Consider the following 18710-nt stretch of genomic DNA (forward strand, 5'->3'; position numbering starts at 1 on the left):
CATGTCCCCGCGCGTTGTTTCAAATCCGGGCGCGCATGATCCGTTTCATATTCTCCAAGCTTCTCTATCTGGTCCCGACCTTTCTCGGGATCACGGTCATCGCCTTCAGCTTCGTGCGGATCCTGCCGGGCGACCCGGTGCTGTTGATGGCGGGCGAACGGGGGGTCACGCCGGAACGTCACGCGCAACTGACCGCGCAGCTTGGCTATGACAAGAACATCGTCCTGCAATATTTCGATTTCCTCGGCCGGCTGTTCCACGGCGATTTCGGCAATTCGCTGGTCACCAAGAAGCCGGTGCTGACCGAGTTTTTGACGCTGTTCCCTGCCACGGTCGAACTGGGTCTTTGCGCCATCATCATCGCCACGCTGATCGGCGTGCCGGTGGGTGTTCTGGCTGCGATGCGGCGGGGAAGCTGGTTTGATCAGGTTTCAATGACGGCGGCGCTGGTCGGATTTTCCATGCCGATCTTCTGGTGGGGGTTGCTGCTCATCATCTTCTTTTCCGGCATCCTTGGCTGGACGCCGGTTTCGGGCCGTATCAGCCTGATGTTCTTCTTTCCCGACGTGACCGGCTTCATGCTGATCGACAGCCTGATTTCCGGTCAGGACGGCGCCTTTGCCTCGGCGCTGAGCCACCTGATATTGCCTTCGGTGGTACTTGCCACGATTCCGCTTGCGGTGATCGCGCGGCAGACGCGGTCCGCCATGCTCGAGGTGATGGGCGAGGATTACGTCCGCACCGCGCGGGCCAAGGGCATGCCGCCGTTCCGTGTGATCGGCATCCATGCGCTGCGCAACGCCATGGTGCCGGTGGTGACCACCATCGGCCTGCAAATCGGCGTGCTGATCGCGGGCGCTATCCTGACCGAGACGATCTTTTCTTGGCCCGGCATCGGCAAGTGGATGATCGATTCCATCTCGCGCCGCGATTATCCGGTGGTGCAATCGGGGCTTTTGCTGATTGCGGGGCTGGTGATGCTTGTGAACCTGCTGGTCGATCTGACCTATGGCCTTATCAACCCGAGGATCCGTGTCAAATGACCGACCTGTCCCAACCCGACACGCCTGTCCGTCTGTCTGATGCCGCCATCCGCCGCCGGATGCTGGCCGAGTTCTGGTTCTACTTCCGCCAGAATCGCGGCGCGGTCGTCGGGCTGGCCGTTTTTCTTTTGCTGGTCTTCATCGCCGTTTTCGCGGCGTTGATCGCGCCCTATGACCCGACCGCGCAGAACCGCGAGGCGCTGCTTGTGCCGCCGTTCTGGCAAGAGGGGGGTAGCATGGATTACCTGCTTGGCACCGATGCGGTGGGGCGCGACATCCTTTCGCGGCTGATCTTTGGCGCGCAGTATTCGCTGTTCATAGGTGTCGTCGTCGTCGCCATCGCGCTGGTCGGCGGTGTCGTCATCGGCCTTTTGGCGGGTTACTTCGGCGGCTGGGTCGACAGCGTGATCATGCGGGTGATGGATGTGATCCTCGCCTTTCCGTCGCTTTTGCTGGCGCTGGTGCTTGTCGCCGTTCTGGGGCCGGGCCTGACCAATGCGATGATCGCAATCGCAATCGTCTATCAGCCGCATTTCGCCCGCCTGACACGCGCCGCCGTCATGTCGGAGATGCGGCGCGAATATGTGACTGCCGCCCGCGTGGCCGGGGCCGGAAATATGCGTCTGATGTTCCGCACCATCCTGCCCAATTGCCTTGGGCCGCTGATCGTGCAGGCGACGCTGTCGTTTTCTTCCGCCGTGCTCGACTCGGCCGCCTTGGGATTTCTGGGCATGGGGGCGCAGCCCCCCACGCCGGAATGGGGGACCATGCTGGCCGAGGCGCGCGAGTTCATCTTGCGGGCGTGGTGGGTGGTGACGCTGCCGGGTCTGGCGATCCTGATTTCCGTGCTGGCGATCAACCTTATGGGCGACGGGTTGCGCGATGCGCTCGACCCCAAGCTGAAGCGGAGCTGACCATGCCCCTGTTGAACATCCGCAACCTGACCGTCACCTTTGCCACCGCCACCGGCAGCTTTACCGCGGTCGACGGGGTCGATGTGCAGGTGGAAAAGGGCGAGGTTCTGGCGATTGTCGGCGAAAGCGGGTCGGGCAAATCGGTGTCGATGCTGGCGGTGATGGGGCTTCTGCCCGACACCGCGACCGTCACCGCCGACGAGATGACCTATGACGGGCGCGACATTTCAGACCTGACCGGACCCGAACGCCGCCGCCTGATCGGGCGCGAGATCACCATGATCTTTCAGGAACCCGTCGCCTCGTTGAACCCGTCGTTCACCGTGGGCTTCCAGATTGAGGAGGTGTTGCGGCTGAACCTGGGGCTTGATCGCGCCAAGGCACGTGCGCGGGCTATCGAGCTGTTTCAGGCTGTGGGAATTCCGCAGCCCGAGGCGAAGATAAATGCATATCCGCACCAGATGTCGGGCGGGCAATGCCAGCGGGTGATGATCGCAATGGCGATTGCGTCGAACCCGCGCCTGCTGATTGCGGATGAACCGACGACCGCGCTGGATGTAACGATCCAGAAGCAGATCCTCGATCTGTTGATGAAATTGCAGGAAGATTACGGCATGGCGCTGATCCTGATCACGCATGACATGGGCGTGGTTGCCGAAACCGCCGACCGGGTGGTGGTGCAATGGAAGGGCAAAAAGATCGAGGAGGCAGATGTGCTGAGCCTTTTTTCATCACCGCAGCACCCCTATACGCGGGCGCTTTTGTCGGCGCTGCCCGAACATGCCACGGGCGACCGCTTGCCCACCGTTTCCGATTACTTGCAACACGCGGACGCATGATGACCAACGAAACGACCGTCGTCGAAGGCCGTGCCATTGTGCGCGACTATGCCATGCCCGGCAGCCTGTTTGCCCGCGGGTCGGTCATGCGGGCGCTCAAGGGCATCGATTTCAAGGTGTCGAAAGGCAAGACGCTGGCCATCGTGGGCGAAAGCGGGTCGGGCAAATCGACCTTGGCGCGGATCATCGCGCTGATCGACGCGCCCACGTCCGGCGCGTTGCTGATCGACGGCGAGGCGGTCGACATCAGCCGCCGCCGCCCGTCGCCGGCGCTGCGATCAAAGGTGCAGATGGTGTTCCAGAACCCCTATGGCAGCCTGAACCCGCGCCAGAAGGTGGGCGATGTGCTGATGGAGCCTCTGGTGATCAACACTACCCTGCCCGCGACCGAACGGCGCGACAGGGCCGAGGCGATGCTTCGCAAGGTCGGGCTGCAGGCCGAGCATTTCAACCGCTACCCGCATATGTTTTCCGGGGGACAGCGCCAGCGCATCGCGATTGCGCGGGCGCTGATGCTGAACCCCTCGCTTCTGGTGCTGGATGAACCCGTTTCGGCGCTTGACCTGTCAGTTCAGGCGCAGGTCTTGAACCTGCTGGCCGATTTGCAGGATGAATTCGGGCTGACCTATGTCTTTGTGAGCCACGATCTTTCCGTGGTGCGCTATATCGCGGACGAGGTGATGGTGATCTCGAAGGGCGAAGCGGTGGAACAGGGCACGCGCGAGGCGCTTTTTGCCAACCCGCAGCACCCCTATACCAAGTCGCTGTTCGCGGCGACGCCGGTGACCAACGTCGAGGCGATCCGCGCCCGCATCGACCGCCGCAAAGCCGCCCGCGCTGCGACGGTGTGACAGACGGAAGATCGGTAAAAGACATTGTCCGCGAAGGCCTTGGCTGATGTGATCTGATGTGATTTCGGGTGGATGCAGGGCGGTTTTCTGCGCTCTACTCGTCGTTACAGACGAAACCGGACAGCCCAGACATGACGGAACTTTTCGGCCAGACCCATGACGCGGCAGGGCTTGCGGCCCGAACGGGAAACCTGTCCCAGATCGGCGGGGTGCGGCTGGTCACCTGTGGCGATGGCCTGGAACGCGGCATCCGCATGCTGGAATTCCGCACCGGATCGGGGCTGTCGTTTTCGGTTCTGGTCGACCGCGCCATGGACATCGCCGATGTTGCCCACAAGGGCCGCGCTATCGGCTGGCATTCCCCGACCGGCTTTCGCCACCCTGCCCTGCACGAACCCGAAGGCGAAGACGGGCTTGGGTGGGTGCGGTCGTTTTCGGGTTTTCTGGCCACCTGCGGACTGGATCACATCCTTGGCCCCGAAGAAGTGGACGCAAGCAGTTACGACTACCCGCGCCGCAACACCGTGCGCCACGGACTGCACGGGCGCGTCGGCGCCATCCCCGCCCGTTTGACAGGATATGGCGAGCGGTGGGAGGGCGACCGTTGCATCCTTTGGGCCGAAGGCGTGGTGACACAAGCCGCCGTCTTTGGCGAGGTTTTGGAATTGCACCGCCAGATCGAGGCCGATCTGGGTGGCAATGACATCCGCCTGACCGACCGCGTGGTGAATGCGGGCTTTTCGCGGACCCCCCATATGATGATGTATCACGTCAATATCGGCTGGCCGCTGCTCGACGAAGGGTCGCGCTACCTTGCGCCGGTCGGCGATGTCGTCTGGACGTCGCATGCGCCAGACCTTGCTGTGCAGGACACGGGGTATCGCATTTGCACCGCGCCCTCGGCCACGTTCCGCGAACAGGTCTGGGAACATGCCATGGTGGCGGACACAGGGGGTATCGTGCCCGTTGCTCTGGTCAACGATAGGCTGGGTCTGGGGATCGTCGTCGAAAGCCGCCGCGATCAGCTTCCCTGCGCGCTTGAATGGCAAAACTTCCGGTCGGGGCTTTATGCTCTCGGGATCGAACCTGCCACGCATCATGTGCTGGGCAACCGCTTTGCGCGGGACCGGGACGAGATGATCTGGCTCGAACATGGCCAATCGCGGCGTTACGACCTGCGCTTTTCGGTGCTCGATGGCGCAAAGGAAATCGCTGTGGCAGAGGCGCGGATTTCGGCAATCGCCCGTCAGCCCGAGAGCGCGTTTCCAGCCCCGTCTGGCAACTTTGCCCCACTTGACCACCAGATCGGGTCCGCCGGATGACACACAGCGCAGCACCTTTCGCCCCGCGAGACTATAGCCTGACAGGGCCGGAAAATGCCCGTGCGGTGGCGGCGGGTCTTGCCTCGGCGGAATGGTATCACTCGGACGTGCCGCGCAAGGCGATGAAAGACTTGATGCAGCGCAGCGACGGGCCTGCGCTGCGCGATACGGCGCTTTGGCTTGGGCTGCTGCTTGTCACCGGCGCGGGTGGGGTCATGACATGGGGCACGCTTTGGGCGGTTCCGTTCTTCCTCGTCTATGGCGTGCTTTACGGATCGGCCTGCGATTCGCGCTGGCATGAATGCGGGCACGGCACCGCCTTCCGCACGGGATGGATGAACGATGCCGTCTATCTGATCGCCAGCTTCATGGTGATGCGCAACCCGACAAGCTGGCGCTGGAGCCATGCGCGCCACCACACCGACACCATCATCGTCGGGCGCGACCCCGAGATCGGCCATTTCCGCCCGCCGCAACTGCTGTTGGCGGCACTGCATTTCATCGGTATTCCAGACATCTGGCTGCACTTTCGTGTGCTTTTACGTAACGCTGCCGGCATCATCACTGCGGACGAGGCGGACTACCTTCCCGACGCAGAACGCCCCAAGGCGATCTTTTGGGCAAGGGTTTTCGTGGCGATCCATCTTGGGGCGGTGGTCTGGGCGCTTGCCGCGTGGTCGGTCCTTCCGCTTATTCTTGTGGGCGGGCCGCGGATCTATGGCGCTTGGCACATGGTCATGACCGGTCTGTTGCAGCATGGGGGGCTGGCCGAGGATGTGCTTGACCACCGCCTGAACAGCCGCACCGTGCTGATGAACCCTGTCAGCCGCTGGATCTACTGGAACATGAACTACCATGTCGAGCATCACATGTTTCCCATGATCCCCTATCACGCCCTGCCCCGCTTGCATGAGTTGATCAAGGGTGATCTGCCGGTGCCCGATCGGTCCATTGCTGCGGCCTATGGCTCGATGCTGCATGCGCTTTGGCGGCAGCGCAGCGATCCGGCGCGGCAGACCGGATGATCAACCGCGATGATCCCCACGCCGTTGTTCCGCAGAGATGTCTGCCCGAGCGCGGCTACAAGGTCGTGGGGCGACAGCCCACCTATGTCATGCACGCGACACGACGCGACGAGGGGCAATTTCGCAGCAAAATCGCGGATTGCCGCCGCCAGATCATGCAGGAATTCGCTGCGGCCCAAGGGCAGGAAAAAGTCGAGGTGTGCCGGGCGCGACGGCAACGCCACCTTGTCCTGATAGGGCGGATAGCCAAGCGCCTGCGCCGCCGAATTCACCCGCTGGCGGTTGGCGGCCGAAACGCCTGCGCGCCCGTTCAGCACGCGGTCAACCGTCGCGGTCGACACCTTTGCCATGGTGGCAATGTCAGAGATGGTCGCTTTTCCCATGCCTGCCTTCCGGAAATGCTTCAGGCCCAGCCGCTGCCGACCCCAGCAAAGCAATTCCGCGCCATCTGTGCAAGGTGCCCTGACCCGAGGCTGACATGACCGTTTCAAGGAATTGCGCGGCGCCTGAAAGACCCGTTTCGTGCCAAGTCCTGAAAGCGGGTGCCCAAGCTGTTATTGACTCGGGCGTGATGACAATCAACGCTGGCGTCTTGCGGTCGCGGCTGCACTTAACCGATAGAAAAAGGTGCTGTCATGTCGGGCTCTTCCACCGAACAGATGCGACAGGCCGACGAAGTGCTGCGCCGCAACACCGCGATCTTGCGCAGCTTTTATGACCGCTCGGGTTTTTTGATGGGAGTCGTCGAACTTGTGCCCGGCGAAGCCGACATCCTGCATGTCTACGATAATCCCGCGACCGACCGCTTTTTCGGAAACGCTCCGGGCAGCACCGCCGGAAAGTCGGCCCGCGCCTTGGGTGTGCCGCAAGGCGTGATCGATGTCTGGGTGCAGAATTACCGGGAAAGCGAACGATCCGGGAAACCTGTGGCCTTCGACTATCGTCATCTGGCCGCCGATAAGCAGTCATGGCTGCGTGTCTCGGTCACCAAGATCGAGGACGGGGCAGACGGCCGCGGACTGTTTTCCTATATCGCGCAAGATGTTTCCGACGCAAAGCAGGCCGAAGAGGAGCGTGAAAGAAGCGAACTCCGCCTGAGCAAACTGTTCGAGACCAGCCCGCAGCCGATGTGGATCTTTGAAACCGAAAGCCTTCGGATCAGAAAGGTGAATGCGGCAGCGGTCCACCATTACGGCTATTGCGAGGCCGAGTTTCTGAGCCTGACAATCGCAGATCTGCATCCGCCCGAGGATGTTGGACCGCTTCAGACAACTGTGGCCTCAAAGCCTGCGGATCGGCCGGCAGCCGACGGCGTCTGGCGCCATCGGCGCAAGGATGGTTCGGCAATCGAGGTCGAGGTGGTCAGCCATGGAGTCGATTACGACGGCAAGCCCGCCCGATGGACGATGATCATGGACGTCTCGGAACGCACGGAAGCCGAGCGGCGCCTGAAGCGGAGCGAAGAGCGGCTGGCCGCGGCGCTGGAAGCCGGAGGGCTTGGCGTGTTCGACTCGGTGCTGGGCGCGCAGGTGCTGACATGGGACCAAAGGACCATGGACCTGTGGGGATTCAAGACAGGGGAAACGGTCACCCCTTCGGCGTTCATGGAAGCTGTCCACCCCGAAGATCGCGAAAGCGTCGCGCTCGCGCTGCAAACCGCCAGGGAAAAGCGTGGTCCTAATTCGTTCAGCGCGACCTACAGGGTGCGAAACCGCGTCGACGGGATCGAGCGATGGATACGCGCCGAAGGCGGCGTCATCGAAGACCCGGGAAAGCCCGCGCGCTTTGTCGGCACGGTGCGTGACATCACCCAGCAAAAGCGCACCGAGACCGCGCTGAGGGATCAGCAACGGCTTCACAAAACCATAACCGACAATGCGAGCCTTGCGCTTTTCATCATGGACGAAAAACAGCAATGCGTGTTCATGAACCCTGCGGCCGAGGCGTTGACCGGCTTCACGCTTGAAGAACTGAAAGGTCGCCCGCTTCACGATCACATCCACCATACGCGGCCCGATGGCACGCATTATCCGCTTGGCGAATGCCCCATCGACCAGGCGCTGCCAAAGAACGACCGCGAGACGGGCGAAGAAGTTTTCGTTCACAAGGACGGTCATTTTTACGATGTCAGGTTTACCGCAAGCCCGATCCGCGACCAGTCCGGCATGCCTGTCGGAACGGTGATCGAGGTAGAGAACATCACGGAACGCAAAAAGACCGAGCACAACCTGCTTTTGCTGATGCGAGAGGTCAATCACCGCTCGCGCAACATGCTGGCCGTCGTGCAGGCGATCGCAACCCATACGGCATCAAGCAGTACGCCCCGCGAGTTTGTCAAAACCTTCAGCGACCGCCTTCGCAGTCTTGCCGCCAATCACGATCTGCTTGTGCGGAACGAATGGCAAAGCATCGATCTGCGCGACCTTGTGGTGTCGCAGCTCAAACCGCTGGGGGGTGAGACGTTCGAAAAGATTTCAGTGTCCGGACCGGCCTTGCACCTGTCGCCGGCAGCGGCGCAGGCCATCGGCCTTGCGCTGCACGAACTCGGGACCAACGCGGTGAAATATGGCGCGCTGTCCGGACACGGACATGTGCAGGTCGAATGGGAAGTGACCGGGGCCGGGCGTTTGCACATCCGCTGGACCGAAGCCGGCGGACCGGTCGTCAAAGCGCCCGAGCGCAAGGGTTTCGGATCGCGACTGATCGCCGAGATGACCGAGATGAGCCTTGGTGGTGATGTCCAGCTTGATTTAGACCCTGCAGGTTTGCGCTGGGTTTTGACAGCCCCGCTCTCGGCGGTGCTGCAAGAGTCGACACACCTGCAGGCCGATACGCTGAAACCCTGACAAACGAGCGCGAACGAAACCGCGCCTTGTCGGCAGAGTTGCGGTCTGTGCAGCGATCGATACAAGGGAACCATTGCAGGGTGGACGACCACCTGATCAGGACGAGTTGGATGAAGACAGCAGCCATTTGTACGGTCAAGGATGAAGCCCCCTATATTCTGGAATGGGTCGCCTGGCATCGGCTTGTCGGGTTCGACCGGATCGTAATCGCCCAGAACTCATCGACCGACGGAACGGTCGAGATTCTGCACGCGCTGGACGGCGCCGGCGTGATCGACTTTGTCGAGAACAGCGCGCTTGTGAATGGCAAACCGCCGATCTCCTATCAGCGTCGCGCCTATGAAAAGGCCTTTAACGTTTATGTCAAAGGACAGTGCGATTGGGCCATCGCGATTGATATCGACGAATTTCTGCTGCTTCGCGGCGGTCTGACTCTTGGTCAACTGATTGCCTGTGCAGGCGACGAATACGATCAGATCCGGTTGAACTGGCGGCATTTTACCGCGTCAGGACATACAAGGTTCGAAGACGCGCTGACAATCGAGCGGTTTCAACACGCCCAGCAGCTGGAGGGGCTTGCCACCAAGGCTGGCTGCGTAAAGACGCTGTTTCGGGTGGATGCGGCCGTCACGCTCGACGCGCATTCGCCCAAGGAGACCGTCAGCGGCGCATTCAAGGCAATCGACGGTTCGGGCCAGCCTTATACGCCACGCTACAAGCCCTTCATGCAGGTCGATCCGAACCTGTGCCGACTGGCCTATCTTGCACATTACCGCAGCAGGGATCTGGAAAGCTTCATTCTCAAGTCTATCCGTGGAACCCCCGATTTCTATCCAACCGAAATTCTGGATTCGCAGTACTGGCGGAAGGCAAACTCTTTTCCGACGGTGCCGACTGACGAATTGTCGTCGCGCAGTCTGGCTGTGCGGCGAGAGATCGATGTGATCGACGGCCTGACCAAGGGGGCAGCGCGAAGCCTGCATGAGGCTGCGGTCGACGCCCGCATCAAGCGGATCGCGGACATCATGCAGCGCGATGATTATCGGCTTTTGGCCACAGAGTTGGACGACAGCTATTCACCCCTATAAGCGTTTTGATCCAAAAGCCCCTGCGAAACTGCAGCGGCGCCTAAGGAGTGCAGCATGAGCAAAATAGTCGTCCTGTTCGCTCATAGCCGCACGGGGACACATATGCTGCGATCAATCCTGTCGCAGGAAACCTGGATCCGCAATCATGACGAGCCGTTCAACCCTGCGATAGAACACTGGAACAAACACTCGTTTTTTCCGCACCTTCGCCAGCATCTGGCGGGAACGGGCGCGATGAACGTCGTTGCGGCCAAGCAGGTGGTTGACGCCTACTTTGACCATTTGGAGCACTCGCTGGGCGCGTCGAGCGGCTTGGTCGACCTGAAGGTAGGGCAGATCGGCGCGATGGATTGGCCGCCGTTCTTGCAAGGAACGGTGCCGGTCATTCTGGACCGCGTCATGGCACGGGGATGGCCCATCGTCCTGTGCCGACGCCGCGACCAATTGGCCGCCTATGTCAGCCAGAAGCGGGCAGAACAAAGCGGCGTCTGGGTCCGGCGGGAAGGGAAAGCGGCGGATGATACAGAAGGCGCCGCGCTGCACATCGACCCCGCCCAGCTTTTGCGCTTTCTTGCCCAGCAGGAACGGGTAACCGCAGATGTGGACCGCTGGATTTCGGGCTACCCATCAACGGCCCTTATACATTACGAGGATTTCGGACCGTTCCCGTTTCTTCCCGACCCCGTACGCGAGATCTTTTCCGCCGCTTTCGCGCGGCCACTGCGACGCGGGGTCAAGACCGACACGGTCAAGCTGATAGCCGATCATCACGCCCTGATCGTCAATGCCGATGAAGTGCGAAACGCTTTGCTGCAGCAGGGCTATGCGCAATTCTGGCCAGAAACTGCACCGGATTTGCCACGCGTCGACGGGACGGCAGACGATGCGGGCCGCGGCGCAATACCTGCCGCGGGTTCTGCAACCATCGTTACCGCCGCGCAGGCAAAGGACCGTGCCGCAACGCTAAAGGCCGATATCGCGGCGACGTTGAAGACGGGCGTTACATACAAAGCAGAACGCCATGCCTTGGCCGATGTCGCGGTGCAGGTTGGCCACTTTGACGACAGCTTTGTGCATCGTGCCAAGAACGCGCCTTTTGCCCAGTACCACCTCGAGGGGGTCGCCTCGTTCGCACGGCTTATGTTCCAGGCCCGCCGCAGGGACTATCTGGACGATAGGCCCAAATATCGCTGGCTGATCGATGATAAGCTGATTGGCCTGAGGTTCGCCGAGTCTTTGGGTATTCCGGTAGTGCCTTACCTTTTTTGCGATGCGGTGGCCGATGTACCTGCTACCCTTGCCAGAATGGGTTATCCGGCGGTGGTCAAGCCGCTGGGTGACGCGAATGCGGCCAATGTCTTCATGATCTTCGAACCGGGCCGCGTGGTCGAACACCAGACCCGCCAAACCATGAACGAGACAGCCGCCTTGGCGCGCATGGCGCAGACGGGGCAGTCAAAATGGCTGGTGCAGCGCTATATCGGGCCGCTCGAGTTTGGCGAACAACCGGTGACCGAGATCAAGTCTTACATGTTCTACGGCGAGGTGGGTGTCATCAACGAGGTGACGACCTATCCTGAAATCGCGCTTTGCGAATGGTCACCCGACGGGCGCGAAATCGACTCGGGCCGCCCCATCAACCGCATGAAGGGACGCGGCTTTACGCCCGAACTGGTTGCGGATGGTGTCCGCATGAGCCTTGCATTGCCCGCCCCGTTCCTGCGGGTGGATTTCCTGTTCTGGCAAGGTCAGCACTATTTCAACGAGGTCTCGCCGCAGCCGGGGTCTGCGGCAGAGCAACCGAATTTCGACCGCGCGCTCGGCGATCTTTATCTCGCGGCCGAGGCGCGGTTGCTGGACGACCTTTTCGAGGGCAAGCCCTTTCCGGAAATTCGCGCGCTTGCCAAGGCAGTGGCGGGCGAAATGACGTGAGAGAGGCACGCCATTCGCAGCATTCGTCTTCTGTCCGACCGACTAAAGTTTAGGTTCTTATCCAATTTTAATGGCCGTCACTCCGGTCTTGTATTGACTTTCAGCTGTCGAGAATCCCATGTCGTTAAGATTCATGTAGATGAACGAACTCAGTTTGGAGATGGAATTTGAACCGTGCACAGATCGTTGCAATCCTTGCCACAGCCGGCGCGTCGCTTACGGGTCCTGTGACCGCCCAGACCATCGAACTTGCGCGCACCCTTACGGGCGGCAATATCCAACTGGCCCAAGCTCAAATCAATCAGTGCGTGAGCGTGGGTGACATCGTTTGCTGTGTGGACGGATCGGGTGCCGGACAGAATTCCGGATCAGACTCCGATGGCGGGATCTGCGGTCCAGCCCTGCTGCAAATCTCGGTGCCGACGCCTTACGCCGGCTGACGCTGGCCTCGGCACGTTCTGAAATTCACCCTTCGGGAGAACATGTTCGCCAATCGGCGTTCATGTGTTTTAGGATTATTAGCGCATGAACAATGGCGGCGCGTGCTCTGTCATCATCACGCATTACAACTCGTCGCGGTTTCTAGAGGCGTCCCTGCGGTCAGCACTTGACCAGACGGTTTCGCCTGTAGACGTCGTGGTCGTCGATGACCATTCGGACGATGCAGAATGGGCCGCGGCGCGGGATTGTGTGGCGACCATTGGCGATGACAGGATCAGGTTGATCCGGCGCGCGTCGAACGGTGGCCAGATCAATGCCATGTTTGACGGAGTCGAAGCGTGCAGCGGCGATTTCATCAGCTTTCTGGATCCAGACGACATTTACGAGCCGGATTTTGTCGAGGTGATGCTTGCGGCACACTTGAACCCACTCCGCGTCGCAGCGGTTGCGACCTGCGAGATGGGGCGCTACCGGGTCGGGGGCGGGGTTCTTTCGCGGACCTATACGGGCTTCAGGCAAAAGGCGCTGGCCGAAAACAAGCTGGACGTGATCGAACAGCATTTTCGCAAATATGGCTATTCGAAATACCACAACCCATGGGAAACCGGCTGGCTCTGGTCGAATACCTCGGGGCTGATGATCCGCAAGGATGCGTTGCGGATCATCAGACCGAACGGGCTAGCGGACAGCTTCCGCCATTCCGGAGACGTCTATTGCGCCTATGGGGCGCATATGATCGGCGGGACCGTCTTTGTTGACCGGGTGCTTAGCTGGCGCGGGGTTCATGATGCCAATACCGCGCACCCTTCCGCTTTCCTGTCGGGTCGGCAATCCGCTTTGAAGCCGTCTTTCACGTCAGAGGCGGACGCGGTGAAGGCGGCGGTTCTTCATGCATTGCTTGCAAATGGGATTTCCGACTATCTGACAGTCCAGCAACTGGGCGAGGTCGTGACAACGCATTTCACCCGCGACCGTCTGGGCAGTCTGTGCGCGGATAGCCGGGCTATTGCAGACATGATGATGCGTTTCGGGGCTAACCTCGACTGGGCGAAGGACGGTTCGGGCGATGTCGCTTAGGCTGGCGCTGGTCACTGACCATCCGCTGGCACATGGAGGAGGACGTGAGCGGAGCATCATCGAGCTTTGCCGTTCCCTGAGGTTGATCGGAGAGGATGTGACCATCATCGCTCCGCCGGGTGCAAGCGATGCGAGACGTGAACCGGATGCGCCGTATCTTTCGACCACCACGGTCAAGCTGACCGCTGAACGGCTGCTGGAACAGGGGTTTGTGGACATTGCGATCTACAATGCCGAAGATCTGCGGTCCTTCGTTTCGACCAACCCCAAACTGCGCCGCAAGCAGGTTCTGTTTGTCCGGGACGTCGAGGAAGTCAAACGCTGGGAGCCTGGATCGATACCGGATGATGTTCGGCTGTTGGCCAATTCGCACTTTGTCGCATCGCGGATTTGGGAAAAGACAGAGAAACGTGCCGAGATCGTCGAGCCGCAGTTTACCTTTCACCCTGACCGGCCCGTTGCCGTTGGTGACTATGTCACATTTATCAATCCGGTGCGCCAGAAGGGGCTGGAACTGGCCTGCGCGATTGCCCGACTGCTGCCCCACCGCCAGTTCCGTTTCGTAGAAGGCTGGAAGCAAGTCGAGAGCCAGCGCCGCATGCTTGCGGGGATGCTGGTCGACCTGCCGAATGTGGAATTCGTGCCGTGGCGGCAGGATGTGGAAACCCACTACCTCGGAGCGCGCGCGCTGCTGGTGCCCAGCCAGTGGGAAGAAGGCTTTGGTCGTGTGGCGGTCGAGGCGAATGCCTATGGCGTGCCGGTGCTGGCTTCCGACATCGGCGGCTTGCCGGAAGCCGTGGGTCAAGGCGGGTGGCTGATCGATCCGCAAGCGGAGCCCGGGGTCTGGGCAGCGGCGCTTGAAGAAATGTTACACGATGGCAGCCAACGCAGCACCTTGCTTGAGGGCGCTGCCGAAAATGCCGCCTATCACGTTGCACGCTCGCAAAGCGCGGCCCGACGGGTCGTAGAGTTTGTGTCGCTGCCGGACCGCCTGCCTCGTGTCCCTGCCCGACCGGCCCTGCCATGCGTCGACGTCATCATGACGCATTACAACTATACCGGCTATGTAAGCACGGCGATTGCGAGTGTGCTTGGACAAAGCTACGGCGATTTCCGGCTGACCATCATCGATGACCGCTCGAGCGAGGTCGAACGCAGCGCCCTGATACGGATTGTAGAGCAGTTCGCCGATCCGAGGATAAATCTGATACTCGGCGAGGAGAACCGCGGACAGATCGGCGCTTTCTTTCATGCATTCGGCAGGTGCACGTCGGAATTCGTGGCGCTGATCGATCCGGATGATGTCTATATGCCGGATTTTCTGAAGCTGATGCTGTCGGCGCATCTTAATCCGGTCTTACCCACCGGGATTGCCACTTGCGAGATGGTGACGTTCCAGCACGGGTCAGGCGATCTGACGCGGTTTTTCTCACGCACGCGGCAAAGGCAACGACTGGAGGCGACTAAGGCGGAGGACGCAGATTTTCATGGCCGGTTCGGCTATGGCAAATACTACCCGCCCGCGGAAAAAGCTTGGGTCTGGGGGACGACATCAAGCCTGATGTGCAGGCGGTCGTGTATCGAGAACATCGTCCCGGATGGCGGGGTCAAGTTCCGGTTCGATCTAGACACCTATCTGTCCTTTGGCTGTCATGTTCAGGGGGGCACCCTGTTTCTTGACACCCCGCTGGCAGCGCGCGGGCGGCATGGGGGCAACGTGGCCTTTGCCGATGAAATCTTTTCCGACGGGCAGAACCGCAACAAAGCCAGTTTTCAATCGGGGATGAGCGACCTGCGCGTCGCGGCCATACGACAGATCGCTCTGGCGAAGTCGATGGGGCAGGACGAGATCGTCGAGTTCAGCAAATTGCTACCGCAAGAAGAGCGTGCCGCATTCCTTGGAGCAATGTCATGATTGCCCTGTTTGGTGCGATCTGATCCCCCAATGTGAGGTGGACGATACAGCCTAGCGGCGCGCGGAACCTTGCAGAATATGGCCCAACCATTGCGGTCCTGCTGGATTTGTATCGAGGCAGACAGGAATGATGCAATCATTGGCCTTCAGCCCGATTTCGGCGCTTTTCAGTGTGTCCGGATCGGTCAGGACATACCAGCGCGAAAGGCTTGAAAACCGCTCGGCTTCGCGCAGTAACGCGGATTGCGGCTCGGGTCCTGGCATTAACCATGAGACGGCAGCCAAGCCGCCACAGTCGGTGAACAGGATCGGGCTTTCGCCAAGAACCCGTCGCACCTGTGAATGGCGCAGGTCGAGAAACAACGCCATCGTCGGGCTGCCGGGCTGGGCGTCGAGCACACAGCCCCATTTGGCTTTGAACCAGATCGGTCCTTTGCCAAGAAAGGGCATCGAATAGCCTAGCTTTGCCGTGGGAAGGCCCAGCGTTACGGCGCGCTGCAAGCTGCCGACAAGCAAGGCAAACACGATTCGCTGTTGCCGCAGCGTCCCATCCACATCGCGGATGCGGCGCAAATCCTCTTGCGTGGTCGCATTCCTGATATCGGCCATCAGCGCGTCGACCGGTGGCGGCAGCGCTTTGTGCAAAGCGATCCGCAGGGGCGCGGTGATGGAACGCGCGTCGGGATCGACAAGACCGGGACGGTCACCTTGCGAGAACAGGATGGAAAGTGTGCCCTTTGCTCCAAGCTCGGCTGCGCGGGCAACGAGGGTCGACCGGCTGCATCGCCCCTTGGTCACGACGCAGGCGCTTTCGCCGCAGAAGAACGCGGCGATACTGGGGCCGCGCTCTATCGCGCCAGCAAGCCAGACTGAGGTGCCCCTGGATTTGTAGACGCTTTGCCGCCTAACTTTGAGGCTAGGAGGCCGACATGGGGACGAGCAATTACAGCGACGAGTTCAAGCGTGACGCGGTGCAGCAGATCCGAGTGCGTGGGTATCCGGTTCGTGAGGTTTCGCAGCGCCTCGGGGTGAGTTCGCACTCGCTTTACAAGTGGCTTCGACTGTTTGCCGAGCCTTCGGCGAAGGTCGTCGGCGTGCAGGCCTGGTCCGAGAGCGGCAAGGTCTACGGCTATCGCAAGCTGGCTGACGATCTGCGCGATCAGGGGGAGCAGGTCTCCGGGAACCGGGTCGCCCGGCTGGCTGGCCTTGCGGGCATCGCCGCCCAGATCGGCTACAAGCGCCGCCCGGGACGATATGGCGGGAAGCCTGCTGTGGTCGCGTCCAACACCTTGGGCCGCCAGTTCGAGGTCGATGCGTCCGACAAGGTCCGGGTGACCGACATCACCTACATCGAGACCCACGAGGGCTGGCTATACCTGTCTGTCGTCATCGACCTCTTCTCGCGCCCCTCGCCATGGGCCTCGGACCAGTGGCGGCACCATGGCTCGAGGTGGGCTGGTCCGCCCAGCCCCGCATGACAACCGACCTGCCGCTGCAGGCCCTGCTTGCAGCCGTCTGGCGGCGCAAACACACGAACAATGGCATGCTGTCGCCAGTTGACTTCGAAATCAGGCAGCAGAAACTGAACGAGGCAGGTGTCTAGGAAACTAGGGGCACCTCAGACATCGCCATCCGGACCGTGAAACCAGTTTGTGCGCGGGAACGCGGCTTCGATGCTGGCCACCACCTTCGACTTTATACCGAACATGTCCAAGCCGTCCTTCCGCTGCCCCAATTGCGTCAACCGAACCCAACAGCAGGCGCAGCAATCGGTTCCGGCAGGCGAGCCGGCACGAGGGTTGGCTTTGGCCCGCTGTGAGGGAGTTGCGTGGGTCGTAACCCCGCTGACCTATCAGTTGACCGCGCTAAGCATGACCTTCGGCTGGGTTGTACGCACCGGGGACGGTTTGGCTGTAGGCTGCCCTTATTCCTTATCCCCGATGTTGCGCTGACGTTCGATACACTGGCGATCATTCTGCCCTGCTCGGTGGCCATTGCGGTCGTGGGCCTGCTGGAATGCCTCATGACGCAAATCTAATCCCCTTAAAGCCCGTTCAAGACCGCCTCGGTGTCAGGCATCCGCTTCAAGCTGGACCCGATCCGCTCGCGCCAGCGCGGGCCGCGCGACAGAGCGTCGCTATAGGCTGCGCGCAGGTCATCGGGCCGGTCTTCGGCCAGCACGCGGATGAGGAAGGCCGACTGCCCCCTGTCCTTGCGGGATTTGGCCTGATCGGGGCCGGACTTGCGGCGATCGGCCACGATCAGCTTGTGGATGGCAAAGCGTTCGGGGCGCGGGATATGGACCAACACGCCGGACCGGTACAGCGCCAAGGCGGGGATCGGTTCGGCAATCAGAAAATTCAGGTAATGGAGTGCCTGTGCGCTGACCCCGAGCGAGGGCAGCGGCTTGACCGTCTCGTCTCCGAAGGCGGGAGTCAGGAATTCCACCATCGCCGTTCCACGGTTCTGCCGCCATTTCCAGACCTGCCGCCCTTCAAGTGCGGGAACGGGATCGAATTTAAACGCTTGCAGGATATCGCCCGGCTCTTGTTCGACCCGATCGCCCAGAGCGACAGACAGCCGTTCGAAACTGGCAAAATCGATGTCGCCGGTCTGGGCAAGTTCTTCGGACTCAAAGCGCACACCCAATTCGCCCTGATAAAGCGCGTAAGCGGCGGTGCCCACCAATGTGCCGCCCAGACGGAAAACGCCTGCGCGGGCAAACGCCAGCAGCAGCGAACCCGTGTCGCGGTCTGTCGCGATCAATCCTTCTGCGCGCAGGATGCGGGCGAGGCGTGCCATCGTCTCGCGCCTCTCTTCGCCTGCCGCCTTAAGGGAAGCGGCTTTTGCCAGACGCGCACGCAGCGCATCAGATCCTTCGCCGAGGTAGCGTGACTTCATTTCGGTCCCGATGCGGAACTTGTCATAAAGATAGACCCGCCCGTTGCGATGCCGCTCCTCGACGCTGCCGATCAGATCGGAGGCGGCTTCGTCCTGATGCAGGCGCAACAAATCCTGATAGGCGACTTGCGCTGTCCGGGAAAAGGACGTGATCCGCATTGGCTACGCTCCCTGTTATGTGCAGCAGCGTATTTTTTGCTGCACATCTTGGCAAGTATGCATCAAAAAAATCTTTGATGCGCAGCGTTCGGGGAGGCGAACACCGGCAGAGCGCTAGAACTGATGCCTGTGCCAAGGATCTGATCGCTGAAGGAAAATTTTTGCGTTCCGGCCTGCCCTCGGCCTCGCCCAAGTGCTCTTGGTACGCTCGTAGACAGCGTCGTTCAGCATGGTCTTTGCCATCTTCAACTGCTCTTGCAGCTGTTCGATCAGCTTGGCTCTCTGTTGCCGAGCCGCGTTCGGCTTGGCCTTGCGGGCCATTTCCACAAGTTTGATCTTATCCGACACGCCCTTCAG

Annotated in this window: 15 protein-coding genes and 2 pseudogenes; 14 read left to right on the forward strand and 3 right to left on the reverse strand. The window is 60.9% G+C overall.

The window, feature by feature from the left end; all coding sequences use genetic code 11:
• The first annotated feature begins 35 nt into the window (after positions 1-35).
• The 6 genes from HYN69_RS18115 (at position 36) to HYN69_RS18140 (ending at position 5994) form a co-directional block, all read left to right on the forward strand.
• Positions 36-1043: an ABC transporter permease subunit gene (locus HYN69_RS18115; RefSeq protein WP_108437517.1), complete on the forward strand. Its 1008-nt coding sequence runs from the start codon at positions 36-38 to the stop codon at positions 1041-1043.
• Positions 1040-1957 (forward strand): ABC transporter permease subunit, encoded by a 918-nt coding sequence (locus HYN69_RS18120; protein ID WP_108437337.1) that lies wholly within the window; start codon positions 1040-1042, stop codon positions 1955-1957. Before HYN69_RS18115 ends, HYN69_RS18120 begins: the two co-directional genes overlap by 4 nt.
• Before the next feature lie 2 nt (positions 1958-1959).
• Positions 1960-2796 carry an ABC transporter ATP-binding protein gene (locus HYN69_RS18125; protein ID WP_108437338.1) on the forward strand — a complete coding sequence of 279 codons (837 nt, stop codon included), beginning with the start codon at positions 1960-1962 and terminating at the stop codon, positions 2794-2796.
• Positions 2796-3647 (forward strand): ATP-binding cassette domain-containing protein, encoded by an 852-nt coding sequence (locus tag HYN69_RS18130; protein WP_108437518.1) that lies wholly within the window; start codon positions 2796-2798, stop codon positions 3645-3647. Before HYN69_RS18125 ends, HYN69_RS18130 begins: the two co-directional genes overlap by 1 nt.
• 131 nt (positions 3648-3778) lie before the next feature.
• Positions 3779-4969, forward strand: a complete 1191-nt coding sequence (locus tag HYN69_RS18135) for an aldose 1-epimerase family protein (RefSeq protein ID WP_108437339.1) — start codon at positions 3779-3781, stop codon at positions 4967-4969.
• Positions 4966-5994, forward strand: coding sequence for a fatty acid desaturase family protein (locus HYN69_RS18140; protein WP_108437340.1), 1029 nt, complete (start codon positions 4966-4968; stop codon positions 5992-5994). The genes HYN69_RS18135 and HYN69_RS18140 overlap by 4 nt, the downstream gene beginning before the upstream one ends.
• Here HYN69_RS18140 and HYN69_RS18145 read toward each other — a convergent pair.
• Positions 5931-6377 (reverse strand): LacI family DNA-binding transcriptional regulator, encoded by a 447-nt coding sequence (locus HYN69_RS18145; RefSeq protein ID WP_108437519.1) that lies wholly within the window; start codon positions 6375-6377, stop codon positions 5931-5933. The two genes, HYN69_RS18140 and HYN69_RS18145, sit on opposite strands and share 64 nt — an antisense overlap.
• Before the next feature lie 252 nt (positions 6378-6629).
• On the opposite strand from HYN69_RS18145, the gene HYN69_RS18150 reads away from it, so the two are divergent.
• From HYN69_RS18150 to HYN69_RS18175, 6 genes are all read left to right on the forward strand, one after another.
• Positions 6630-8840 (forward strand): PAS domain-containing sensor histidine kinase, encoded by a 2211-nt coding sequence (locus tag HYN69_RS18150; RefSeq protein WP_108437341.1) that lies wholly within the window; start codon positions 6630-6632, stop codon positions 8838-8840.
• 80 nt (positions 8841-8920) lie between these two features.
• The gene (locus tag HYN69_RS18155; RefSeq protein WP_159082534.1) at positions 8921-9928 is read left to right on the forward strand and encodes a glycosyltransferase family 2 protein; all 1008 of its coding nucleotides are present in this window, start codon (positions 8921-8923) and stop codon (positions 9926-9928) included.
• Between the two features lie 102 nt (positions 9929-10030).
• Positions 10031-11860, forward strand: a complete 1830-nt coding sequence (locus HYN69_RS18160) for an ATP-grasp fold amidoligase family protein (protein WP_159082535.1) — start codon at positions 10031-10033, stop codon at positions 11858-11860.
• Between the two features lie 227 nt (positions 11861-12087).
• Positions 12088-12300 (forward strand): hypothetical protein, encoded by a 213-nt coding sequence (locus tag HYN69_RS21255; protein WP_216824704.1) that lies wholly within the window; start codon positions 12088-12090, stop codon positions 12298-12300.
• A gap of 85 nt (positions 12301-12385) precedes the next feature.
• Positions 12386-13378 carry a glycosyltransferase family 2 protein gene (locus HYN69_RS18170; protein ID WP_108437345.1) on the forward strand — a complete coding sequence of 331 codons (993 nt, stop codon included), beginning with the start codon at positions 12386-12388 and terminating at the stop codon, positions 13376-13378.
• Between the two features lie 97 nt (positions 13379-13475).
• Complete coding sequence (locus HYN69_RS18175) at positions 13476-15293, forward strand: glycosyltransferase (RefSeq protein ID WP_159082536.1); 1818 nt, start codon at positions 13476-13478, stop codon at positions 15291-15293.
• A 51-nt stretch (positions 15294-15344) separates the two neighbouring features.
• Here the strand turns inward: HYN69_RS18175 and HYN69_RS18180 are convergent, their stop codons facing one another.
• The gene (locus HYN69_RS18180; RefSeq protein ID WP_216824705.1) at positions 15345-15902 is read right to left on the reverse strand and encodes a hypothetical protein; all 558 of its coding nucleotides are present in this window, start codon (positions 15900-15902) and stop codon (positions 15345-15347) included.
• 320 nt (positions 15903-16222) lie between these two features.
• On the opposite strand from HYN69_RS18180, the pseudogene HYN69_RS18185 reads away from it, so the two are divergent.
• Positions 16223-16821: pseudogene (locus tag HYN69_RS18185) on the forward strand (transposase); the annotation flags it as partial.
• 328 nt (positions 16822-17149) lie between these two features.
• Positions 17150-17325 (forward strand): annotated as a pseudogene (locus HYN69_RS21540) (sodium-independent anion transporter); the annotation flags it as partial.
• 11 nt (positions 17326-17336) lie between these two features.
• Here the strand turns inward: HYN69_RS21540 and HYN69_RS18195 are convergent.
• Entirely contained in the window at positions 17337-18353 is a 1017-nt protein-coding gene (locus HYN69_RS18195) for a nucleotidyltransferase family protein (RefSeq protein ID WP_108437349.1), read from the reverse strand.
• Between the last annotated feature and the right edge of the window lie 357 nt (positions 18354-18710).

It is taken from the genome of Gemmobacter aquarius (assembly GCF_003060865.1).
GTDB lineage: Bacteria > Pseudomonadota > Alphaproteobacteria > Rhodobacterales > Rhodobacteraceae > Paragemmobacter > Paragemmobacter aquarius.